The sequence below is a fragment of the Polynucleobacter sp. JS-Fieb-80-E5 genome (assembly GCF_018882015.1).
Lineage (GTDB): Bacteria > Pseudomonadota > Gammaproteobacteria > Burkholderiales > Burkholderiaceae > Polynucleobacter.
Genome location: NZ_JACVPH010000002.1, coordinates 17,649 through 36,824, shown reverse-complemented (window position 1 = coordinate 36,824; position 19,176 = coordinate 17,649). Strand labels below are relative to the sequence as shown.

Here is a 19,176-nt window from a genome sequence, read left to right as displayed (position 1 = left end):
GGATCAAACAAAAAGGCAGAGATTAATCTCTGCCTTTTTTATTGCATTGAGAGATAGTTACTTTAAAGACCAGCTTTTTAAGTACTCAGCGAACTCTTCGCCAACCTCTTTGTGCCGTAGAGCAAAATCTACAGAGGCTTTGAGGTAGCCCAACTTGCTACCGCAGTCATAACGAACGCCATCATATTTGTAAGCAAATACGGGATCTTCTTTTAGTAATGCGGCAATGGCATCGGTGAGTTGAATTTCTCCGCCGGCACCAGGTTTTACATTACGAATGTGATCAAAAATCTTTGCTGAGAGCACATAACGTCCAACTACCGCAAGGTCAGAAGGCGCATCTACTGGCTTTGGTTTCTCAACGATGCCATTGAGGCGATAAATGCCTTTGCTGACCTCATCCCCTGAGACTATTCCGTATGAGCTGCTTTTGGCAGGATCGATTTTTTCCACTGCCAAAACAGATCCCTCTTGCTCTTCATACACTTTGAGCATTTGAGAGAGAACTGGCGGTTGCCCATCCAAAAGGTCGTCGGCCAAAATAACTGCAAATGGTTCATCACCAACTACTCTGGCAGCACATAAAACCGCATGTCCCAAGCCCAATGGTTCAGCTTGTCTAATGTAGATGCAGTCCACATTATCAGGTTTAACGCTGCGAACAAGCTGGAGAAGGTCCTGTTTGTTCTTTGCTTCTAGGGCTGCCTCTAACTCGTAGGCTTTATCAAAGTGATCTTCAATGGCGCGCTTGCTGCGACCCGTAACAAAAATGAGCTCAGTAATTCCAGCTGCAACAGCTTCATCAACAGCGTATTGAATCAGCGGCTTATCCACAACATTGAGCATTTCTTTTGGACTGGCTTTGGTTGCAGGCAAAAAGCGTGTGCCAAATCCCGCAACGGGAAATACAGCCTTAGTTACTTTTTTGGAGCCGAAATGGATTGACATGGATGGTCCGTTCTAATCGTTTTTATTTGAGACGCTCTAATTGTGCAACAAGCTTCTCATGATTTTGCTCAAACCCTGCAAGACGCTGCTTTTCTTGGGCAACAACCTCAGCTGGCGCACGTGCCACAAAGCTTTCGTTGGTCAATTTACCCTTGGCTTTATTGATTTCATTAGCTAGACGCTCAATTTCTTTGCCAAGACGAATACGTTCAGCGGCAACATCTACTTCAATCTTGAGTAGCAGTTTGATATCGCCCACCAAAGCAATTGGGGCGCCCGGGGCATCTTTCTCTAAAGCAGATTCATCGCTGTAGATTTTGACCTCAGTTAATTTAGCAAGCGCCATGAGATAGGGGGTCGCTTTTTCCAGAAATTCTTTTGGACCACAAATCCAGAGGGGTACTTTTTGACCGGGAGGCACCTGCATCTCGCCACGAAGATTTCTGCAGGCATCCACAATTGCTTTGATCTGCGTAACCCAGGCTTCACTCTGCTCATCAATCTTTTCAGGCTGAGCAACAGGATAAGGTTGGAGCGCAATGGTTTGTTTTTCTTGCTGGGCTAAAACTTTTCCAGATTTAGGGCCAACAGTCTGCCAAAGCGTTTCGGTAATAAATGGAATTAAAGGATGCGCCATGCGCAAAATAGTTTCCAAAACGCGCAAGAGGGTGCGGCGGGTTGCACGTTGTTGTGCTGGTGTACCAGTCTGCAATTGCACTTTAGCAAGCTCTAGATACCAATCGCAATACTCATCCCAAACAAATTGGTAAATGCTGCTGGCAATATTGTCAAAGCGATAAGCCTCAAAGCCTTTAGCTACCTCGGCTTCAGTCCTTTGTAGTTGAGAAACGATCCAACGATCGGCTGGTGAAAAATCCAAATAGCCATCAGGACCGCATTGGTTGTCACAAGGCGCAAAGCCATTGTCTTCATCGTCACCAGGGCAATTCATGAGCACAAAGCGAGTGGCATTCCAGAGCTTGTTGCAGAAATTACGGTAGCCTTCGCAACGCTTTTGATCAAAGTTAATATTGCGACCAAGCGAAGCTAAAGAGGCAAAAGTAAAGCGTAGGGCATCAGTTCCAAACGCAGGAATACCATCCGGAAACTCTTTCTTTGTTTTCTTGCTAATACTCTCAGCCTGTTTTGGATTCATGAGGCCGGTAGTTCTTTTGCCTACCAACTCCTCAATCTTGATGCCGTCAATCAAATCGATTGGGTCCAAGGTGTTGCCTTTGGACTTGCTCATCTTCTGACCTTCCGCATCGCGCACTAGTCCATGCACATAGACAGTGTGGAATGGTACTTTTCCAGTGAAGTGGCAGGTCATCATCACCATGCGTGCTACCCAGAAGAAGATGATGTCAAACCCAGTCACCAAAACAGATGAAGGCAAGAAGTGATTTAAGGCAGGCGTTTCTTCTGGCCAACCTAAAGAGCTAAATGGCACTAAGGCAGAGCTGAACCAAGTATCTAGAACGTCAGGGTCACGGTCGAGTTTGCCGGTGTAACCAGCTGCAACAGCTTTCGCTTTAGCCTCTTCCTCAGAGCGCCCTACAAAAATTTGCCCATCATCGCCATACCAAGCGGGGATTTGATGGCCCCACCAGAGCTGACGGGAGATACACCAGTCTTGAATGTTCTCCAGCCACTGCGTATAGGTATTGATCCAGTTTTCTGGAACCAGCTTGATATCACCTTTGGTTACCGCATCCAAGGCAGCACCAGCAATCGAGGAGCCTGGTTGATACTTATTATCGGGACTAGGTTTAGACATCGCCACAAACCATTGGTCGGTGAGCATGGGTTCAATGATGGTTTGGGTGCGATCACCGCGTGGCACCATTAATTTATGTGGCTGAACTTTATCCAATAAACCAGCAGCCTCTAAATCAGAAACGACTTTTTTGCGTGCAGCGAATCTTTCCATGCCTTGATAGGTGGCCGGAGCATTCTCATTAATTTTGGCATCCAAAGTGAGGATGTTGATCATGGGTAGTTGATGACGTTGACCTACTGCATAGTCATTAAAGTCATGTGCGGGAGTTACCTTCACAACTCCAGTGCCAAAGTTCAAGTCAACATAGTCATCAGCAATGATGGGAATCTGACGATCACACAAAGGTAAGTTTACTGACTTGCCGATAAGATGCTTGTAGCGCTCATCTTCTGGGTTCACCATGACAGCAACGTCGCCTAATAAGGTTTCTGGGCGGGTAGTGGCAACAGTGAGGTGGCCAGAGCCATCGGTCAATGGATAGCGGATGTGCCACATTGATCCATCTTCTTCTTCGCTCACTACTTCTAAATCAGAAACTGCCGTACCCAAAACAGGGTCCCAGTTCACTAAGCGTTTACCGCGATAAATCAAGCCTTGTTCATGGAGGCGGACAAAGACTTCGACTACTGCTTTGGACATCTTGCTGTCCATCGTGAAATATTCTTTGCCCCAATCGATCGAAGCACCTAAGCGACGAATTTGGCGGGTAATTGTGTTGCCGGAAGTTTCTTTCCACTCCCAGACTTTTTCTAAAAACTTGTCACGACCCAAATCGTGGCGAGACACTTTTTGCGCATCGAGTTGACGCTCCACAACAATTTGAGTCGCAATACCGGCATGATCGGTGCCCGGTACCCATAAAGTATTTTTGCCTGACATGCGAGCATGACGAACCAAGCCATCCATGATGGTTTGGTTAAAGGCATGGCCCATGTGCAGGGTGCCAGTCACATTTGGAGGCGGCAACTGAATAGAAAAGTCCCCCTTGCCCTCATCCATGGTGGAGTCGGCGATACCTCGGCGTTCCCACTCTGGACCCCAGTAGGCCTCTATCGGGGCGGGTTCGTAGGATTTGGCGAGCTCATCCGCTGAGCTGGCCGCTGGTGAATTAGGGGTATTTGAGGCATTTGGCATAAGAGGCAAATTATAATTGGGCTGATGTACTCAGACTTGCTCGCGAACCTCAATCCAGAACAGCGCGAGGCAGTGACCCTCCCGCCCGTCTACGAAAATGGCCAAGCCCAATCAGCCTTGATTTTGGCTGGGGCAGGGAGCGGCAAGACCCGCGTCCTTACCACCCGTATAGCCTGGTTGATTCAGACCGGTCAGGTATCCCCTATTGGCGTCCTAGCGGTGACCTTCACCAATAAGGCTGCCAAGGAGATGATGCTCCGCCTGAGTGCCATGCTGCCAATCAATACGCGGGGGATGTGGATTGGTACCTTTCATGGTCTTTGTAATCGTTTATTGCGCGCTCATCACAAGGAAGCGGGTTTACCGTCGACTTTCCAAATCTTAGATACCCAAGATCAACTATCGGCAATTAAACGCCTGTTGAAGGGTTTAAAAGTCGATGATGAAAAATATCCTGCAAAGCAGTTGCAATACTTTATTGCCCACGCCAAGGAGCGCGGTCAACGCGCAAAAGATTTAGCGCTTGGTGATGATTTCCAAGCCAAGATGGCGCAACTGTATGCGGCTTACGATGAGCAATGCCAACGCGAAGGTGTGGTGGATTTTGCTGAACTCTTATTGCGCAGTTATGAATTACTTAAACATAGTGAAGCGATTCGGACTCACTATCAGGAACGCTTCCGTCATATTTTAATTGACGAGTTTCAAGATACCAATGCTTTGCAATATGCTTGGCTCAAATTGTTATCGGGTCATGACGCAAGTCGTATTAATGTCAGCGGCATGGGTAGCAGTTCCGTGTTTGCGGTGGGCGATGATGATCAAAGTATTTATGCATTCCGTGGCGCCGACGTTGAAAACATGCGTCTCTATGAAAAGCAATACCACCCATTGATGGTGAAGTTAGAGCAGAACTATCGCTCACACGGCCATATTCTAGATACGGCAAATCACCTGATTGCGAATAACTCTGAGCGCCTTGGTAAAAACCTGCGAACCGATGCTGGTCATGGCGAGCCAGTCCGTATTTATGAGGCGCCTAGCGATCATGCTGAGGCAGCTTGGTTAGTGGATGAGATTAAGGCTTTAGTCAATAGCGGAATCAAGCGCACTGAAGTAGCTTTGCTCTATCGCAGCAACGCACAGTCACGCATTATTGAGCACGCATTATTTTCTGCGGGTATTCCGTATCGTGTGTATGGCGGTTTGCGTTTCTTCGAGCGCGCTGAAATTAAACATGCACTCGCTTATTTACGCCTGCTCGAAAATCCGAATGACGACACTTCATTCTCTCGGGTCGTGAATTTTCCAACCCGTGGAATTGGAGCAAGATCAATTGAGGCCTTGCAAGATGCCGCCAGAGCGCAACAATGTTCTTTATATTTAGCTGCCTCTACTTTAGAAGGCAAAGCCGGCGCCGCACTTAGTGGATTTGTGCGTTTAGTAGATCACATGCGTGAAGCTACGCGTCACAACACTTTGCCAGAAACAGTCGAATTTGTAATTCAGAATAGTGGCTTGATTCAGCACTACCTCTCTGAGCGTGAAGGACAGGATCGCGTCGAGAACTTACAAGAATTGATTAATGCTGCCACTGCTTTTATTGCTGAAGAGGGTTATGGCCAAGATGCGGCCGCCGCTATGTTGCCGGGTGAGAATGCTCCAGGCGTTGTAGAGGTTTCACCTTTAGCGGCCTTCTTATCCCATGCTTCATTAGAGGCTGGTGACAATCAAGCTCAAGCAGGGCAAGATGCCGTCCAATTGATGACAGTGCACTCAGCCAAGGGCTTAGAGTTCACCTCGGTATTTATTACCGGCCTTGAGGAGGGTTTATTTCCTCATGAGAACAGTGTGAATGAGCAGAATGGCTTGGAAGAAGAGCGTCGCTTAATGTATGTGGCGATTACACGTGCCAAGGAACGTCTATATCTCTCACATACCCAATCCCGCATGTTGCATGGCCAAGTACGCTACAACATGCCTTCCCGCTTCCTAGAAGAGCTCCCATCCGATTCATTGAAATGGCTTACCCCTAAAGCAAGAGATGCTCGTTGGGGCGGCGGAAACTCAAGATCAGGATCTACTTGGCAAGATGGCTATACCCGTCAACGCGAGTATGAGTCGAATGACTTTTTTGATTCAGGCTCTGAACGTCAAAGACCAGCGAAGCGAGTTGGTTCAGCTTCGATGGAAGTGAAAAGGCTTGCCTCCCCACCTCGCGGAAATTACCCATTCATCATTGGGCAGAATGTCTTTCATACTAAGTTCGGTGAAGGACGCGTGACTGGTTTAGAGGGTGTGGATGCTGATGCAAGGGCGCAGGTTAATTTCAAGCGTCACGGTATCAAGTGGCTACAGCTGAGTATTGCGAAGCTTGCTGCGATTGACTGATAAATTAATTAAACAGGCAACACCACTTCATCTTCTGTGAAGCAAGCTTTCCAAGTAGCATAAAAAGAGCAGTGCATTATCGTCAAACCCGCCATGGAAATAGGGGCGATGATGAACGAGGCTGCCTGCCCCAGATCAAGCGCATCAAAAATCATTCCCACTGTTAGCGGAATGGCAATCAGAATGGCGCTCCAAATAGACAGATATAAAAAGAATGCTGCTTTATTGGCCCAGCATGCTAAAGCGCTAGAGAAGAGTGCTTGTGGCACAGACATATCGGCCCATGCAACTAAGACTGGTGAAAACCACATCAACATCGCTACTGGTATGTACAGTATCGCGCCAAAGAAAAGCACCAAGTAAACCTGACGCAAAGCCTCGGGCGTGATGGGCTTATCACTAGTCATCAGTGGAAGCAGTAATTCAAAGTCAACTAAGAGACTCAAGATAAAGCTGAGAAACAAAATCATGCCGGCATACACCAGACCTAATTGTAGAATTCTTTTTCGCACGATAGGACTAGACCGCAGGGCTATCAAATAGACCATCGGCCTAATGCGCTCCTTTTGAATGCCTTGGCGGCAAGCGGTCATGAATCCAACCGAAAGAGTTGGCGTGAGCAGAAGCACTGCAAAGACGCCAATCACTGGAATGACGACTGCTAGCTGCGCTGCAAAGACGTACATAAAGACCAGCATTAAAAAGCCCAAGGGATTTTGTTTAAAGAGCCAAATGCCTTGTCTAATCCAGGTGTAGCCTTCTTTGGGTGCTACGGAATTCAGTTTCATAGTGAGCGGCGACTTAAAAGAATACGTTCAAAGTGCATAGGGTCATGTGGGGTAAGCATCTGCGCATCGCGCGGCAAATAGAAGTCCCAGAGTCTTGAAACCCAGAAGCGTAAAGCGGCTGCACGCAACATGAGTGGCCAGCTAGCTTGCTCTTCTTTGGTGACAGGGCGAACCGACTGATAGGCTTTCATGAAGGTGTCTAAGCGAACAGGATCTAAATCTTGCTTGTTATCAGCAAGACACCAATCATTGGCAGTGACGGCGATATCAAATAGCCATTTATCAGTGCCAGCAAAGTAAAAATCAAAGAAGCCTCCCAAATGATCTTGAGAGAAATCAGATCCTTTGGGATCAAATAAAACATTGTCGCGGAAGAGATCACAATGACTCGCCCCTTGCGGCAATCCATCATAGGTGCCTGAGGCAAAAAATTCCTCTTGAGTTTTTAACTCATGAGTAATGAGTTCTTTCTGGGGCGTGCTTAAGTGTGGCAATACCGAAGGTATTGTTTTCTGCCACCAAGCAAGGCTACGAAGATTCTCTTGGGATTTTGGAAAATCTTTTCCAGCCAAATGCATCTTCGCCAGCATCTCGCCAACGAGCGCGCAATGATTGGCTTCCGGTTGGAGCCTGGAAAGGCCTGGTAGCTTGGTAACAATGGCTGCCGGCTTGCCTTTGAGGGTAAAGAGAATATTGCCCTGCTTGTTTTCAAGCGGTTTGGGTACAGGCACACCTTTGTTTGCTAGGTGGCGCATTAACTCTAAATAGAAAGGAAGTTGTTGCGCAGACAATCTTTCAAAGATTGTTAAAACATATTCCTGCTTCTTGCCATCCTTGGTGGTATCTAAGAAAAAATTAGAGTTTTCAATACCACCATGAATGCCACGAATTTCAGTGGCTTGGCCGATATCAAAATCTTGAGAAATCCATTGAGAAATATCTTCAAGCTCGATCGGGGTAAATACAGCCATAAATCAGTAAATGCTTTTTAAATTAAAAGGGAATGCTGACGCTTGGAACGCTAATCAGATCTGTTTCTTTTGGAGGCCCTGGCATCACGGAGGTGGGTGGCGCCATTTCATAACTGGTATACGGCGTTTTTACATCTACCTGTGTTGGAGAATTGGCATCTTTATATTCAGTAACGGTAGTGCCATTTTTGTCTTTGTACTGATAGTTTGGTTTACGTTGCTCCGGGGCATTCATCGCACCACTTGCACTCACTGCAGGTGCGAGTGGCTGGTTATTGATACGGTTTAATTCCGATGGGCTCAGTGCCTGGCTGTTATTCTGAGCTTGGGCTGAAGTGGTACCAAAAAGTCCAAAAACCACCAAAAAACTCATTAGGGTTAGGCTTTGACTCATTGAGTGGCTAATTAAGTTCGTTAAATAATGCATTTTTTCACCTTTTCAAGCCTACTCTCGGGCGGTTCCTTAACCAGACCTGTAGGCAATTCACAACTAGATTGTACGATTGCGGTATGACTAAACATAGACTCTTGTTGGTAGACGGTTCTAGCTACCTCTATCGCGCCTTCCACGCTATGCCAGACCTCAGAAATGGGGCTGGAGAGCCCACTGGGGCTATTTATGGCATGGTGAATATGATGCGCCGGGCCAGATCTGAGCTCAAGGCCGACCATATTGCCTGTGTTTTTGATGCTAAAGGGAAGACCTTTCGCGACGAAATGTACTCAGAATACAAGGCGCATCGCTCCCCCATGCCTGAGGATTTGGTTAAACAGATTGAGCCAATTCATGCCATGGTGAAGGCTTTAGGTTGGCCCGTATTGATGGTCTCCGGTGTTGAGGCGGACGATGTGATTGGAACTTTGGCTTGCCAAGCTACGCAAGCGGGTTGGGAAACTATCATCTCCACGGGCGATAAAGATTTGGCGCAATTGGTAAATCCTTCAGTCACCCTCATCAATACGATGACAAATGAAAAGCTCGATATTGAAGGTGTCAAAGAAAAGTTTGGCGTACCACCAGAATTGATTGTGGATTATTTATCCATCATCGGCGATACCGTTGATAACGTGCCAGGTGTTCCGAAGGCGGGACCAAAGACAGCCAATAAATGGCTGGCGGAATTTGGTAATCTCGATAACTTGATGGCAAATGCCGATCAAGTTAAAGGCGTAGTTGGTGAAAACTTGCGTGCTACGCTTTCCTGGTTGCCGCAAGCTCGTCAACTCATTACGGTAAAAACCGACTGTGATTTATCGCCTCATTTACCAGGTTTAGACGACTTGCATGCCAAGTCTGAAGATGCTCCTTTATTGCGTGAATTATTTGAGCGCTATGCATTTAAGACTTGGTTGCGTGATGTAGAAAAGCAGCTCACAAGCCCGGATAGTATGGCTGAGCCAGCAAGCTTTGATTTGGCAGGTAGCCCAATTTCTTCTTCTGAGGGCGGAGCAGATAAAGAAAAAAAGACGCGCGTGATTGCTAGCTCGCCGACTAAAGATTTGTCACAAGAAACTCGAGACTCACAAGATGCGGTCGAGCGTCACTACGAATGCGTAGTGGACGAGGTAAGTTTAGAGAAGTGGCTAAAGAAGATTGAGGCATCTGAATTAACGGCAGTTGATACGGAAACTACTAGTCTTGATGCGCTTGCGGCAGAACTGGTTGGGATTTCTTTATCAGTAAAGCCGGGCGAAGCTTGTTACATTCCAGTTGCTCACCGCAACGGTGAGGTGCAGCTTGATCGTGCCCTAGTACTCGCGCGCATGAAGCCTTGGTTAGAGAGCGCAACGCATTTAAAGGTGGGTCAAAACTTAAAGTACGACGCCCATATTTTTGCAAACTATGGCATTACCTTAAAGGGCGTGGCATTTGACACCTTGCTGGAGTCTTATGTGCTTGAGTCACACATGCCCCACAATATGGATAGCTTGGCTGAACGTCATCTGGGCATGAAAACCATTCGCTATGAAGAGGTGTGCGGCAAAGGTGTCCACCAGATTGGTTTTGATCAAGTCGATCTCCAAATTGCAACAGACTATGCGGCAGAAGATGCCGACATTACTTTGCGTCTGCATTTGGAGTTGTGGCCACAGATTCAGGAAAACTCAGGCCTGCTCTATATCTATGAAAAGGTAGAGATGCCCGCTATGCGTGTGCTCGGCATCATGGAGCGTAACGGCATTCGGATTGATTCAGCATTGTTGTCCAAACAAGGCCAGCAGGTGGGTAAACGTTTGCTTGAGTTAGAAGGCGAAATTCACAAGCTAGCAGGACAGCCCTTTAATATTCAGTCACCTAAGCAGATCGCAGAAATTTTATTTGGACAACTTGAGCTTCCGGTAATTAAAAAGACGCCTTCAGGTGCACCCTCTACCGATGAGGAAGTGTTGCAGAAGCTAGCGGAAGACTATCCCTTGCCCGCGCGTATTTTGGATTACCGCAGTTTGGCAAAGCTAATGTCCACCTATATTGAGAAGCTTCCTCGCATGGCCGATCCCAAGACGGGTCGCGTTCATACGAACTTTTCTCAAGCTACTGCAGTCACAGGTCGCCTGGCATCAAGCGATCCAAACTTGCAAAATATTCCAGTGCGCACAGAAGAGGGTCGTCGTATTCGTGAGGCCTTTATTCCAGCAGACGGATGTAAATTATTGTCGGCGGACTACTCGCAAATTGAGTTGCGCATCATGGCGCATATTGCCGAAGATGAAAATCTCTTAACGTCATTTAAAGAGGGTAAAGACGTCCATCAGGCAACTGCAGCAGAGATTTTTGGTATCCCATTGGATGATGTTAATTCTGAGCAACGTCGTTACGCCAAAGTCATTAACTTTGGCCTGATTTACGGTATGAGCGCTTTTGGATTGGCTGGCAACTTGGGCATTGAGCGCTCTGCTGCGCAAAACTATATTGCTAAATACTTCGATCGTTATCCTGGGGTGGCTCAATATATGGAGCGCACCCGTCTCGAAGCAAGAGAGAATGGTTATGTAGAGACGGTCTTTGGGCGACGTCTTTGGTTGCCAGAGATCAAGGGCTCTAATGGTCCGCGACGCCAAGGTGCTGAGCGGGCAGCAATTAATGCTCCAATGCAAGGTACCGCAGCTGACTTAATCAAATTGGCCATGATCGCAGTTGAGGATTGGCTTGAAAAAGAGCAGCTCAAGACTAAGCTTCTACTACAGGTGCATGATGAGTTGGTTCTAGATGTGCCTTTTGATGAGCTTGAACTAGTGCAAGCTAAATTACCTGGTTTGATGTGCAATGTCGCCCAGTTAAAGGTGCCTTTGGTGGTTAGTATTGGGATTGGCGATAATTGGGAAGAGGCGCACTAAGTATTTAATGAGAAATGCAAGCCAGGAGACAAGGTAATGAGTAAAGACATTCAAAATAGTCGACGCAATTTTATAAAAACATCTGCAATTGGTGCGACTGCTATTGGGGTTGGATTTGTGGGAGCCTCTGAGCCTGTGATGGCTGCGGCTATTGAAACCGATTTCAAAGGCATCAAAGCTGGCGAGCAGATGATTCCCGTAGGCAGCTTTCAGTTGCCCGCATATGTCTCACGACCTGAAAAAGCTAAAGGCTCTTTGCCCATCATTATTGTGGCGAGCGAGATTTTTGGTGTACACGAATATATTGCGGACGTCACAAGGCGTTTTGCGAAGTTGGGATATCTTGTGATTGCCCCAGAATTCTTTACTCGTGCAGGCGACCCCAATACTTACGGCACTATTGCCGAAATTCAATCCAATATTGTGGCTAAGACTCCGGATGCTCAAGTCTTAAACGATCTGCAAGCTGCTTTAGTATGGGCTGGCAAAAATGGCGGGGACTTAAAACGCGTCGGTGTTACTGGCTTCTGTTGGGGTGGTCGCATTACTTGGTTGTCCGCAACCTTGCCGCAGGTGCGTGCCGGTGTAGCTTGGTACGGTCGTCTCATCGGCGAGAAGACTGAGGGTAGCCCCAAACACCCTGTAGATATTGCTGCTGATTTAAAAGCGCCGGTGCTCGGCTTGTATGGCGCTGCTGATACCGGAATTTCTTTGGAGAGTATTGATCAAATGCGCGCCGCTTTGGCGCAGGCTGCTCCCAAGAATCCTGTTGCCAAGGCTTGTGAATTTGTGGTTTATCCAGATACCCCCCATGCATTCCATGCTGATTACCGTGCTAGCTATCGTGAAGGCCCTGCGAAAGATGGTTGGGAAAAATGTATTGCCTGGTTTAAGAAAAACGGAGTGGTGTAAGCGCGATGACTGTTTTACAAAGCATCCTCCTAGTGACTGCGTTAGCGGGAACTGCTAGCGTCTTGGTGGCTGCAAGCTGTTCTTTGGCCATGCTCTCCAAGATGGTCAACAATATGGTGAGCCTATCGGTCGGCATTTTGCTAGCAACCGCTTTGCTCCACTCCTTGCCTGAGGCATTTAGCATGGAAGGTGCAAAACCTCAGTTCTTATTTGCTACTTTGCTTGCTGGGTTATTGGGTTTCTTCTTGCTTGAGAAGATCGCATTATTGCGACACGACCACCATCACGAAGGTGATGGTCACCACCACCACCATGGGCATGATGCAGAAAATGCTGGGCGTAGTGGCTGGATGATCTTGGTTGGGGATGGCATTCATAACTTCGTAGATGGCATCTTGATTGCTGCAGCCTTTATGGCCGACTATCAAGTGGGTATCTTTACCGCCATCGCCATCATTGCCCATGAAATCCCGCAAGAGATCGGCGATTTCATTGTCTTGTTAAATGCTGGCTTTTCTCGCACACGAGCCTTGTTGTACAACTTTATCTGCGGTTTATCAGCAGTAGTGGGTGGCGTATTGGCTTATTTCTTCTTGGAAAAAGCACACGCAGCGATGCCATATTTATTGGTGGTCGCTTCTAGTAGTTTTATTTATATTGCGGTGAGTGATCTCATCCCGCAAATGCACCGTCGCCCACACTGGGTCGAGTCTTTACGTCAGATGGTCTTGATTGCTTGTGGCGTAGGGTTTGTAATCCTGCTGTCTCTATTGCACTAACAAGCTTTAAAGTTCAACAGGCCTTTTGGGGTCTGCGCACCATTCGCTCCAGCTACCTGCATACAGGCGTGAGCCTTTAAAGCCAGCCAGCTCCATCGCTAGAAGATTGTGGCAAGCGGTGACGCCAGATCCGCACTGATGAATCACTTCAGAGGCCTTAGTGGTCCCGAGGAATTCTGAAAATTCTTTGAATAACTGCTCAGGAGTTTTGAATGCAGTCGCATTGAGATTATTTTTAAAGAAGCGATTCATCGCCCCCGGAATATGCCCGCCAACTGGATCCAGCGTTTCATTTTGACCATGAAAGCGATCTTCAGTACGTGCATCGATAATTTTGTTTTTCTTTGTCTCTAGATTAGCCACCACTTCATCAACTAGAACCAGCCCCGCATAAGGCATCACTCCAATGGCTTCGGCGCAAGGGGTAGGCGCTCTTGGAATAGAACCCATAGGACCATTCCAAGAATCTAAGCCGCCATCTAGTACCCGAACATTTGCGTGCCCTGTTGCCTTGAGCATCCACCACAAACGACTGGCATACACAGAGCCTTGTTTGTCATAGGCAACTACTAAGGTATTGGGGTTGATGCCCAAGCGCGTTTTAGTTTGAGCCCAGCCTTCTGGACTGGGCAAGGGATGTCTGCCGTTCGTGCCAGTCTTGCTTCCTGAAAGATCTTGATCGAGGTCTACATAAATGGCACCAGGAATATGACTTTCTTCGTAGGATTTTTTGCCGATCAGTGGATCGACTAAATCAAAGCGGCAATCACAGAGCAATACATTTTCACCACTATTAATGATTTCTTCTAACTGGTTAGCTGTGATTAGAGGAGTCATGAAGCTTCCTATTTTTAGTGATGAGGGTTATTAATAAAGGTTATTAATAAAACCGTAAAGTCCGTTTTGATTATGCGCCTTCGAAGTTCATGACGCGGCGATACCACTCATGAAAATGTTGCATGCCATCTTCCATTGGGCTTTGATAGGGGCCGACCTCATTAATGCCGCGAGCTAGTAGTGCTGCACGCCCTTGATCCATGCGCTCAGCAATTTCATCATCTTCGATGCAAGTTTCCATATAGGCAGCACGCTCTGCTTCCACGAATTCACGCTCAAACAAAGCGATTTCTTCTGGATAGTAAAACTCAACAATATTGCGCGTTTTACCGGGACCCATTGGGTGCAGTGTTGATACGCACAGAACGCCTGGGTACCACTCCACCATGACATTGGGGTAGTAGGTAAGCCAGATGGCACCATGGCGCGGGGCTTTGCCGTCAAATTGGCGAAGTACAGCCTCATGCCAGTTGCGATAGGTTGGTGAGCCTGGAATTTGTAAATCTTTGTGAATGCCTACGGTTTGAACGCTATGCCAATCACCAAACTCCCAGTGCAGATCTTCGCAAGAAACAAACTTTCCAAGACCTGGATGAAATGGCACGACGTGATAGTCCTCGAGATAAACCTCGATGAATGTTTTCCAGTTGTAGTTGCATTCATGCACTTCAACATGGTCAAGAATGTAACCTTCAAACTTGAGATCATCTGCAACGCCTAGTTTGGCGAGGTCAGTGCGTACGTCGCGTGGACCTTCAAATAACAAGCCTTGCCAATTTTGTAGCGGGGACTTACCAAGATTTAAACAAGGCTTATCTTCAAAGTGAGGGGCGCCTAATAAATTGCCGCCTAAGTCATAAGTCCAGCGATGAAGTGGGCAAACAATATTGTCGGCTTTACCGCGACCATTGAGCATCAATGCTTGACGATGGCGACAAACATTGGAAAGAAGTTCTACGCCAGACTCATTGCGAACAAGGATGCGGCCTTCGTTTTCTGCGCTTAAGGTTTGATAGGAGCCGATTTCGGACACCATTAGTTCGTGACCAACATAGCCAGGACCCTGCTTAAAAAGCAGTTCAATTTCTCGCTGATACAGGTCAGCGTCAAAATAGGCCGAAACCGGCAATTGCAAATTGGACGGCGCAAGCTTCTGCGCGGTAGCCAGATTAGTCATTCTCCCCACCCCCGAAAACGTCAGCCGAAGCTAAGCGGAATAACCAATCCAACCATCGACGGATCGATATTGGAAAGGAAGGGGTCGATTATACCCATCCAAACGGCTTCTCGCTTTAATATATAGGGCTATCCGTGTGGGAAATTAGAGGGAAATAGCTTATGCCAGCCAAGAAGTCAGAAAGTCAAAAACCTGGTCTCGAGGTCCAAATTGACCCCGATTTGCGCTATGAGCAAGCCGTTAAAGAGCTTGAAAAGCTCATTTCGGATATGGAATCTGGCAAATTTTCCTTAGAAGAAACCTTGTTAGCCTATCAACGTGGCGCAGCCTTGCTTAAACATTGTCAGGGAATGTTGGCCCAGGTTGAGCAACAAGTTCGAGTGTTCGAGGCTTAATTGGGCGCTGCTTTTCAATTTCAGGAGTGGATTGCTTCTCATTCCGAGCGAACTGAGTTGGCGTTAGATCGCTTGCTCGATTCCGCGCAAACTACGCCGCATCGTTTACATGAGGCTATGCGTTACGCAGCGCAAGGTGGCGGCAAGCGTATTCGTCCCTTATTGGTTTATGCCGCAGGCCAACTTGGCAATAATGCCGAAAGTAGCGAATCATTGGATGCTGCGGCTGTAGCAATTGAATGTATTCATGCTTATTCATTGGTACACGATGATTTGCCATGCATGGATGATGATGACTTGCGTCGCGGTCGTCCGACAGTGCACAAAGCTTTTGATGAGGCAACAGCATTACTCGTTGGTGACGCACTGCAAACCCGCGCCTTTGAAATTTTGGCCAATGCAAATGGTGATACGCAAGTTCACCTCAACATGATTTCTGCATTAGCGGCTGCCTCTGGCTCACGCGGCATGGCGGGTGGTCAGGCAATTGATTTAGAAAGTGTTGGCAAGAAATTAGACCTGGATGGTCTAAAGCAAATGCATGCTATGAAAACAGGAGCTTTGTTGTCATGCGCTGTGGAATTAGGCGGTATTGCTGCCTACCTAAATCTAACGCAAATGGCGCATTTGAAAAGTTATTCAAAGTCCCTGGGATTGGCCTTTCAGATTGTGGATGATGTGCTGGACGCCACTGCGGATAGTCAAACCTTGGGTAAGACAGCTGGCAAGGATGCTGCTGCCAATAAGCCGACCTATGTGACCTTGATGGGTTTAGACTATGCACAGAAGCAGGCTAAAGAGTTGCAAGAAACAGCAATCGCAAGCTTAGATAGTTTTGGTGCATCTGCACAAGCATTAAAAGATTTAGCTCTCTTGGTTGTCAATCGCGGCAAGTAAGAGATCAATAAGAGCAATAAGAGAAATTCATCAGTACAGATTATTTAGGTTCAATGACTTTATATTCCATTAACTCCCCCGACGATCTTAAAAAGCTCTCCCGCGAAGAGCTACCAGCTTTAGCTGATGAGTTGCGCGAGTTTGTCTTGGATTCTGTATCCAAGACGGGTGGACATCTGTCGTCCAACTTGGGAACGGTGGAGCTCTCTATTGCTTTGCACTACGTATTTGATACCCCGCACGATCGCATTGTTTGGGATGTTGGACATCAAAGTTACCCACATAAGATTCTGACTGGTCGTCGTGAGCGTATGGGTAGCTTGCGTCAGCACAAGGGCCTATCAGGCTTTCCACATCGCTCTGAAAGTGAGTTTGATGCTTTTGGTACCGGTCATTCATCTACAAGTATTTCTGCAGCAATGGGTATGGCGCGTGCGTTTCAAACCAAAGGCGAGCGCCATGTCGCTGTAGCAGTCATTGGCGATAGCGCGATGACCGGCGGTATGGCTTTTGAGGCCATGAATAATGCTGGTGTGTATGACGACTTGCCGCTGGTAGTGATTTTGAACGACAACGACATGTCGATCTCGCCTGCCGTGGGTGCCCTCAATCGCCATCTGGCTAGATTACTTAGTGGCAATATTTATTCGGCGACAAAAAAAGGCATTGATAGCGTTTTATCAATTGCGCCCCCTTTGCGTGAATTTGCTAAACGCCTTGAAGATCACGCCAAAGGAATGGTTTCTCCATCGACAATCTTCCAAGAGTTTGGCTTTAATTATTTTGGCCCGATTGATGGTCATGATTTAGATGCTTTGATTCCGATGCTGCAGAACGTGCGTCGCTTGGCTTTAGAAGGTCGCGGGCCCCAGTTCTTGCACGTGGTTACTAAAAAGGGTCAAGGCTATGAATTAGCTGAGGCTGATCCTGTGCTCTATCACGGCCCTAGTAAATTTAATCCTGAAGAGGGCGTCAAAAAATCAGCCGCCAGCAAAAAAACGTTTACTCAAGTATTTGGAGAGTGGTTATGCGACATGGCTCATGCAGATCCTTTATTGGTTGGCATTACTCCAGCCATGCGAGAGGGCTCCGGCTTAGTTGAATTTGAGAAGAGTTTCCCTAAGCGTTACTACGACGTCGGTATCGCTGAACAGCACGCGGTCACTTTTGCAGCCGGTATGGCATGTGAAGGCATGAAACCAGTAGTGGCTATTTACTCCACTTTCTTGCAGCGCGCGTATGACCAACTTATTCATGATGTAGCGATACAGGATTTACCGGTGTTGTTTGCATTAGATCGCGCTGGTCTCGTTGGTGCTGATGGCGCTACCCATGCCGGCGCTTATGACATTCCATTTTTGCGTTGTATTCCGAATATGCTGGTCATGACGCCGGCAGATGAATCGGAATGCCGCGATTTGTTAACGACTGCCTTTCATCAGCCACATCCAAGCGCAGTGCGCTATCCGCGTGGTGCAGGCGTTGGCACTATCCCATCTAAAGAATTACGCACTCTACCGTTTGGTAAGGGCGAGATCCGTCGTAAATCCACTGCGCCTGCTGGTCAGCGTGTGGCGATATTGGCGTTTGGCACTTTGTTCTACCCGGCACTCGAAGTGGCTGAAGGGATTAATGCAACGGTGGCCAATATGCGCTTTGTGAAGCCGCTCGATGTAGATCTCATCCAATCGTTAGCAGCTGATCATGATTATTTTGTGACGATTGAGGATGGGGCTATTGCCGGTGGTGCGGGTAGCGCTTGTTTAGAGGCGCTCTCGAATCTTGGTATTCAGAAACCCCTCTTGCAATTAGGTCTTCCTGATCAATTCATCGAGCATGGTGACTACAGCCTGCTGATGACTAAGTGTGGCTTGGATGTTGAGGGTATTGCCAACTCCATCAAACAACGTTTTCCAGCAATATTGACCGTAAATTCTGCGCTGGTAGGCAAATAAGCCCGTTTTGCCTGAAAATAGAGCTATGAATGACTTGAATCCCGCCTTTCTGAAAGCCAGCGCAATGCCTGACGTGCAATCCACTTTGGATGAGCGCGCACTGCCTATTGAGCAAGTTGGTATTCGTGGCGTACGTCATCCTCTGACCATTCGCAGCAAGACGGGTAACTTTCCATCGGTTGGAACTTTTGAGATGGATGTGGCATTGCCTGCGCATGTAAAGGGTACACACATGTCTCGATTCATGGCGCTTCTCCAAAAACAAGATGCAGCCGTGGATAGCACCACCATTGTTGCCTTAGTGCGCGATATGTTGCCTTTGCTTGATGCTAAAGAAGGCCACGTGCAATTTACTTACACGCACTTCGTTAAAAAAGCAGCACCGGTTTCTGGTGTGGAAAGTTTGATGGATTATGAAGTGACCTGGATGGCAACAGCCAAGCAAAATACAACAGGTAGCGCTGATATTGAATTGGGTTTGCGTGCACAAGTTCCAGTAATGAGTTTGTGCCCTTGCTCAAAAGAGATTTCTGAGTTCGGCGCTCATAATCAACGTTCACATGTCACTATGACTGTGGCATTAGATTCCAAAACGCAGATGACAGTGGAAGATTTAGTTGCTGCTGCTGAGAGTGAGGCATCTAGCGAATTGTGGGGATTGCTGAAACGTCCTGATGAGAAATGGGTTACTGAGCATTCTTATAGCAACCCGAAGTTCGTAGAAGACTTAGTGCGTGACGTGGCCGGCAATCTCAAGGCAGATCAGCGTATTCGCTCTTTTGTGGTGGAGGCTGAAAACTTTGAATCTATTCACAACCACAGCGCATTCGCCAGAATTAGTCATCAGAAATAGGCAAATTCAGATAGGCAATAAAT

Annotated in this window: 15 protein-coding genes; 8 read left to right on the top strand and 7 right to left on the bottom strand. The window is 47.4% G+C overall.

Going from position 1 to position 19,176, the window contains the following annotated elements; translation table 11 throughout:
• Nucleotides 1-57 precede the first annotated feature (57 nt).
• Nucleotides 58-948 carry a UTP--glucose-1-phosphate uridylyltransferase GalU gene (gene galU, locus ICN44_RS03165; RefSeq protein ID WP_216262681.1) on the bottom strand — a complete coding sequence of 297 codons (891 nt, stop codon included), beginning with the start codon at nucleotides 946-948 and terminating at the stop codon, nucleotides 58-60.
• 22 nt (nucleotides 949-970) lie between these two features.
• Entirely contained in the window at nucleotides 971-3,862 is a 2,892-nt protein-coding gene (locus tag ICN44_RS03160; RefSeq protein WP_216262680.1) for a valine--tRNA ligase, read from the bottom strand.
• Nucleotides 3,863-3,886: 24 nt separating this feature from the next.
• Between ICN44_RS03160 and ICN44_RS03155 the strand changes: the two genes are divergently transcribed.
• Nucleotides 3,887-6,253, top strand: coding sequence for a UvrD-helicase domain-containing protein (locus ICN44_RS03155; RefSeq protein ID WP_216262679.1), 2,367 nt, complete (start codon nucleotides 3,887-3,889; stop codon nucleotides 6,251-6,253).
• A gap of 8 nt (nucleotides 6,254-6,261) precedes the next feature.
• On the opposite strand, the gene ICN44_RS03150 is transcribed toward ICN44_RS03155, so the two are convergent.
• From ICN44_RS03150 to ICN44_RS03140, 3 genes are read right to left on the bottom strand one after another with little or no spacing between them, the layout of a single operon-like run.
• Nucleotides 6,262-7,041 carry a BPSS1780 family membrane protein gene (locus ICN44_RS03150; protein WP_216262678.1) on the bottom strand — a complete coding sequence of 260 codons (780 nt, stop codon included), beginning with the start codon at nucleotides 7,039-7,041 and terminating at the stop codon, nucleotides 6,262-6,264.
• On the bottom strand, nucleotides 7,038-8,012 hold the full coding sequence (locus tag ICN44_RS03145; RefSeq protein ID WP_216262677.1) for a homoserine kinase: 975 nt from the start codon (nucleotides 8,010-8,012) through the stop codon (nucleotides 7,038-7,040). The genes ICN44_RS03150 and ICN44_RS03145 overlap by 4 nt, the downstream gene beginning before the upstream one ends.
• 22 nt (nucleotides 8,013-8,034) lie before the next feature.
• A complete protein-coding gene (locus ICN44_RS03140; protein ID WP_255537367.1) occupies nucleotides 8,035-8,406 on the bottom strand; it encodes a hypothetical protein in 372 nt (123 codons plus the stop codon).
• 116 nt (nucleotides 8,407-8,522) lie between these two features.
• Here ICN44_RS03140 and polA point away from each other — a divergent pair, with 116 nt between their 5' ends.
• Genes polA through ICN44_RS03125 form a run of 3 tightly spaced genes read left to right on the top strand, consistent with a single transcriptional unit; the run spans nucleotide 8,523 to nucleotide 13,039 of the window.
• The gene (gene polA, locus ICN44_RS03135; RefSeq protein ID WP_216262675.1) at nucleotides 8,523-11,348 is read left to right on the top strand and encodes a DNA polymerase I; all 2,826 of its coding nucleotides are present in this window, start codon (nucleotides 8,523-8,525) and stop codon (nucleotides 11,346-11,348) included.
• 36 nt (nucleotides 11,349-11,384) lie between these two features.
• Entirely contained in the window at nucleotides 11,385-12,260 is an 876-nt protein-coding gene (locus ICN44_RS03130) for a dienelactone hydrolase family protein (RefSeq protein ID WP_216262674.1), read from the top strand.
• A gap of 5 nt (nucleotides 12,261-12,265) precedes the next feature.
• A complete protein-coding gene (locus ICN44_RS03125) occupies nucleotides 12,266-13,039 on the top strand; it encodes a ZIP family metal transporter (protein ID WP_216262673.1) in 774 nt (257 codons plus the stop codon).
• Between the two features lie 6 nt (nucleotides 13,040-13,045).
• Here ICN44_RS03125 and ICN44_RS03120 read toward each other — a convergent pair whose 3' ends face one another.
• A complete protein-coding gene (locus tag ICN44_RS03120; RefSeq protein ID WP_216262672.1) occupies nucleotides 13,046-13,876 on the bottom strand; it encodes a sulfurtransferase in 831 nt (276 codons plus the stop codon).
• 70 nt (nucleotides 13,877-13,946) lie between these two features.
• On the bottom strand, nucleotides 13,947-15,053 hold the full coding sequence (locus ICN44_RS03115; RefSeq protein WP_216262671.1) for an SRPBCC family protein: 1,107 nt from the start codon (nucleotides 15,051-15,053) through the stop codon (nucleotides 13,947-13,949).
• A 161-nt stretch (nucleotides 15,054-15,214) separates the two neighbouring features.
• Here ICN44_RS03115 and xseB point away from each other — a divergent pair, with 161 nt between their 5' ends.
• The 4 genes from xseB to folE2 are packed head-to-tail and all read left to right on the top strand — an operon-like array spanning nucleotide 15,215 to nucleotide 19,153.
• Nucleotides 15,215-15,448 (top strand): exodeoxyribonuclease VII small subunit, encoded by a 234-nt coding sequence (gene xseB / locus ICN44_RS03110; RefSeq protein WP_072582862.1) that lies wholly within the window; start codon nucleotides 15,215-15,217, stop codon nucleotides 15,446-15,448.
• The gene (locus ICN44_RS03105) at nucleotides 15,449-16,345 is read left to right on the top strand and encodes a polyprenyl synthetase family protein (protein ID WP_216262670.1); all 897 of its coding nucleotides are present in this window, start codon (nucleotides 15,449-15,451) and stop codon (nucleotides 16,343-16,345) included. It abuts the gene before it with no gap.
• A 53-nt stretch (nucleotides 16,346-16,398) separates the two neighbouring features.
• Nucleotides 16,399-18,300: a 1-deoxy-D-xylulose-5-phosphate synthase gene (gene dxs, locus ICN44_RS03100; RefSeq protein ID WP_216262669.1), complete on the top strand. Its 1,902-nt coding sequence runs from the start codon at nucleotides 16,399-16,401 to the stop codon at nucleotides 18,298-18,300.
• Nucleotides 18,301-18,325: 25 nt separating this feature from the next.
• Complete coding sequence (gene folE2, locus ICN44_RS03095) at nucleotides 18,326-19,153, top strand: GTP cyclohydrolase FolE2 (RefSeq protein WP_216262668.1); 828 nt, start codon at nucleotides 18,326-18,328, stop codon at nucleotides 19,151-19,153.
• The last annotated feature ends 23 nt before the right edge of the window (nucleotides 19,154-19,176 follow it).

Excerpts from the sequence above, each read along its gene's own strand:
- ICN44_RS03115 (WP_216262671.1), bottom strand. The coding sequence starts at position 15,053 with ATGACTAATCTGGCTACCGCGCAGAAGCTTGCGCCGTCCAATTTGCAA.
- folE2 (WP_216262668.1), top strand. The coding sequence starts at position 18,326 with ATGAATGACTTGAATCCCGCCTTTCTGAAAGCCAGCGCAATGCCTGAC.
- ICN44_RS03145 (WP_216262677.1), bottom strand. The coding sequence starts at position 8,012 with ATGGCTGTATTTACCCCGATCGAGCTTGAAGATATTTCTCAATGGATT.
- ICN44_RS03155 (WP_216262679.1), top strand. The coding sequence starts at position 3,887 with ATGTACTCAGACTTGCTCGCGAACCTCAATCCAGAACAGCGCGAGGCA.
- ICN44_RS03125 (WP_216262673.1), top strand. The coding sequence starts at position 12,266 with ATGACTGTTTTACAAAGCATCCTCCTAGTGACTGCGTTAGCGGGAACT.
- ICN44_RS03140 (WP_255537367.1), bottom strand. The coding sequence starts at position 8,406 with ATGAGTCAAAGCCTAACCCTAATGAGTTTTTTGGTGGTTTTTGGACTT.
- ICN44_RS03130 (WP_216262674.1), top strand. The coding sequence starts at position 11,385 with ATGAGTAAAGACATTCAAAATAGTCGACGCAATTTTATAAAAACATCT.
- galU (WP_216262681.1), bottom strand. The coding sequence starts at position 948 with ATGTCAATCCATTTCGGCTCCAAAAAAGTAACTAAGGCTGTATTTCCC.
- ICN44_RS03150 (WP_216262678.1), bottom strand. The coding sequence starts at position 7,041 with ATGAAACTGAATTCCGTAGCACCCAAAGAAGGCTACACCTGGATTAGA.
- dxs (WP_216262669.1), top strand. The coding sequence starts at position 16,399 with ATGACTTTATATTCCATTAACTCCCCCGACGATCTTAAAAAGCTCTCC.
- ICN44_RS03160 (WP_216262680.1), bottom strand. The coding sequence starts at position 3,862 with ATGCCAAATGCCTCAAATACCCCTAATTCACCAGCGGCCAGCTCAGCG.
- ICN44_RS03120 (WP_216262672.1), bottom strand. The coding sequence starts at position 13,876 with ATGACTCCTCTAATCACAGCTAACCAGTTAGAAGAAATCATTAATAGT.
- xseB (WP_072582862.1), top strand. The coding sequence starts at position 15,215 with ATGCCAGCCAAGAAGTCAGAAAGTCAAAAACCTGGTCTCGAGGTCCAA.
- polA (WP_216262675.1), top strand. The coding sequence starts at position 8,523 with ATGACTAAACATAGACTCTTGTTGGTAGACGGTTCTAGCTACCTCTAT.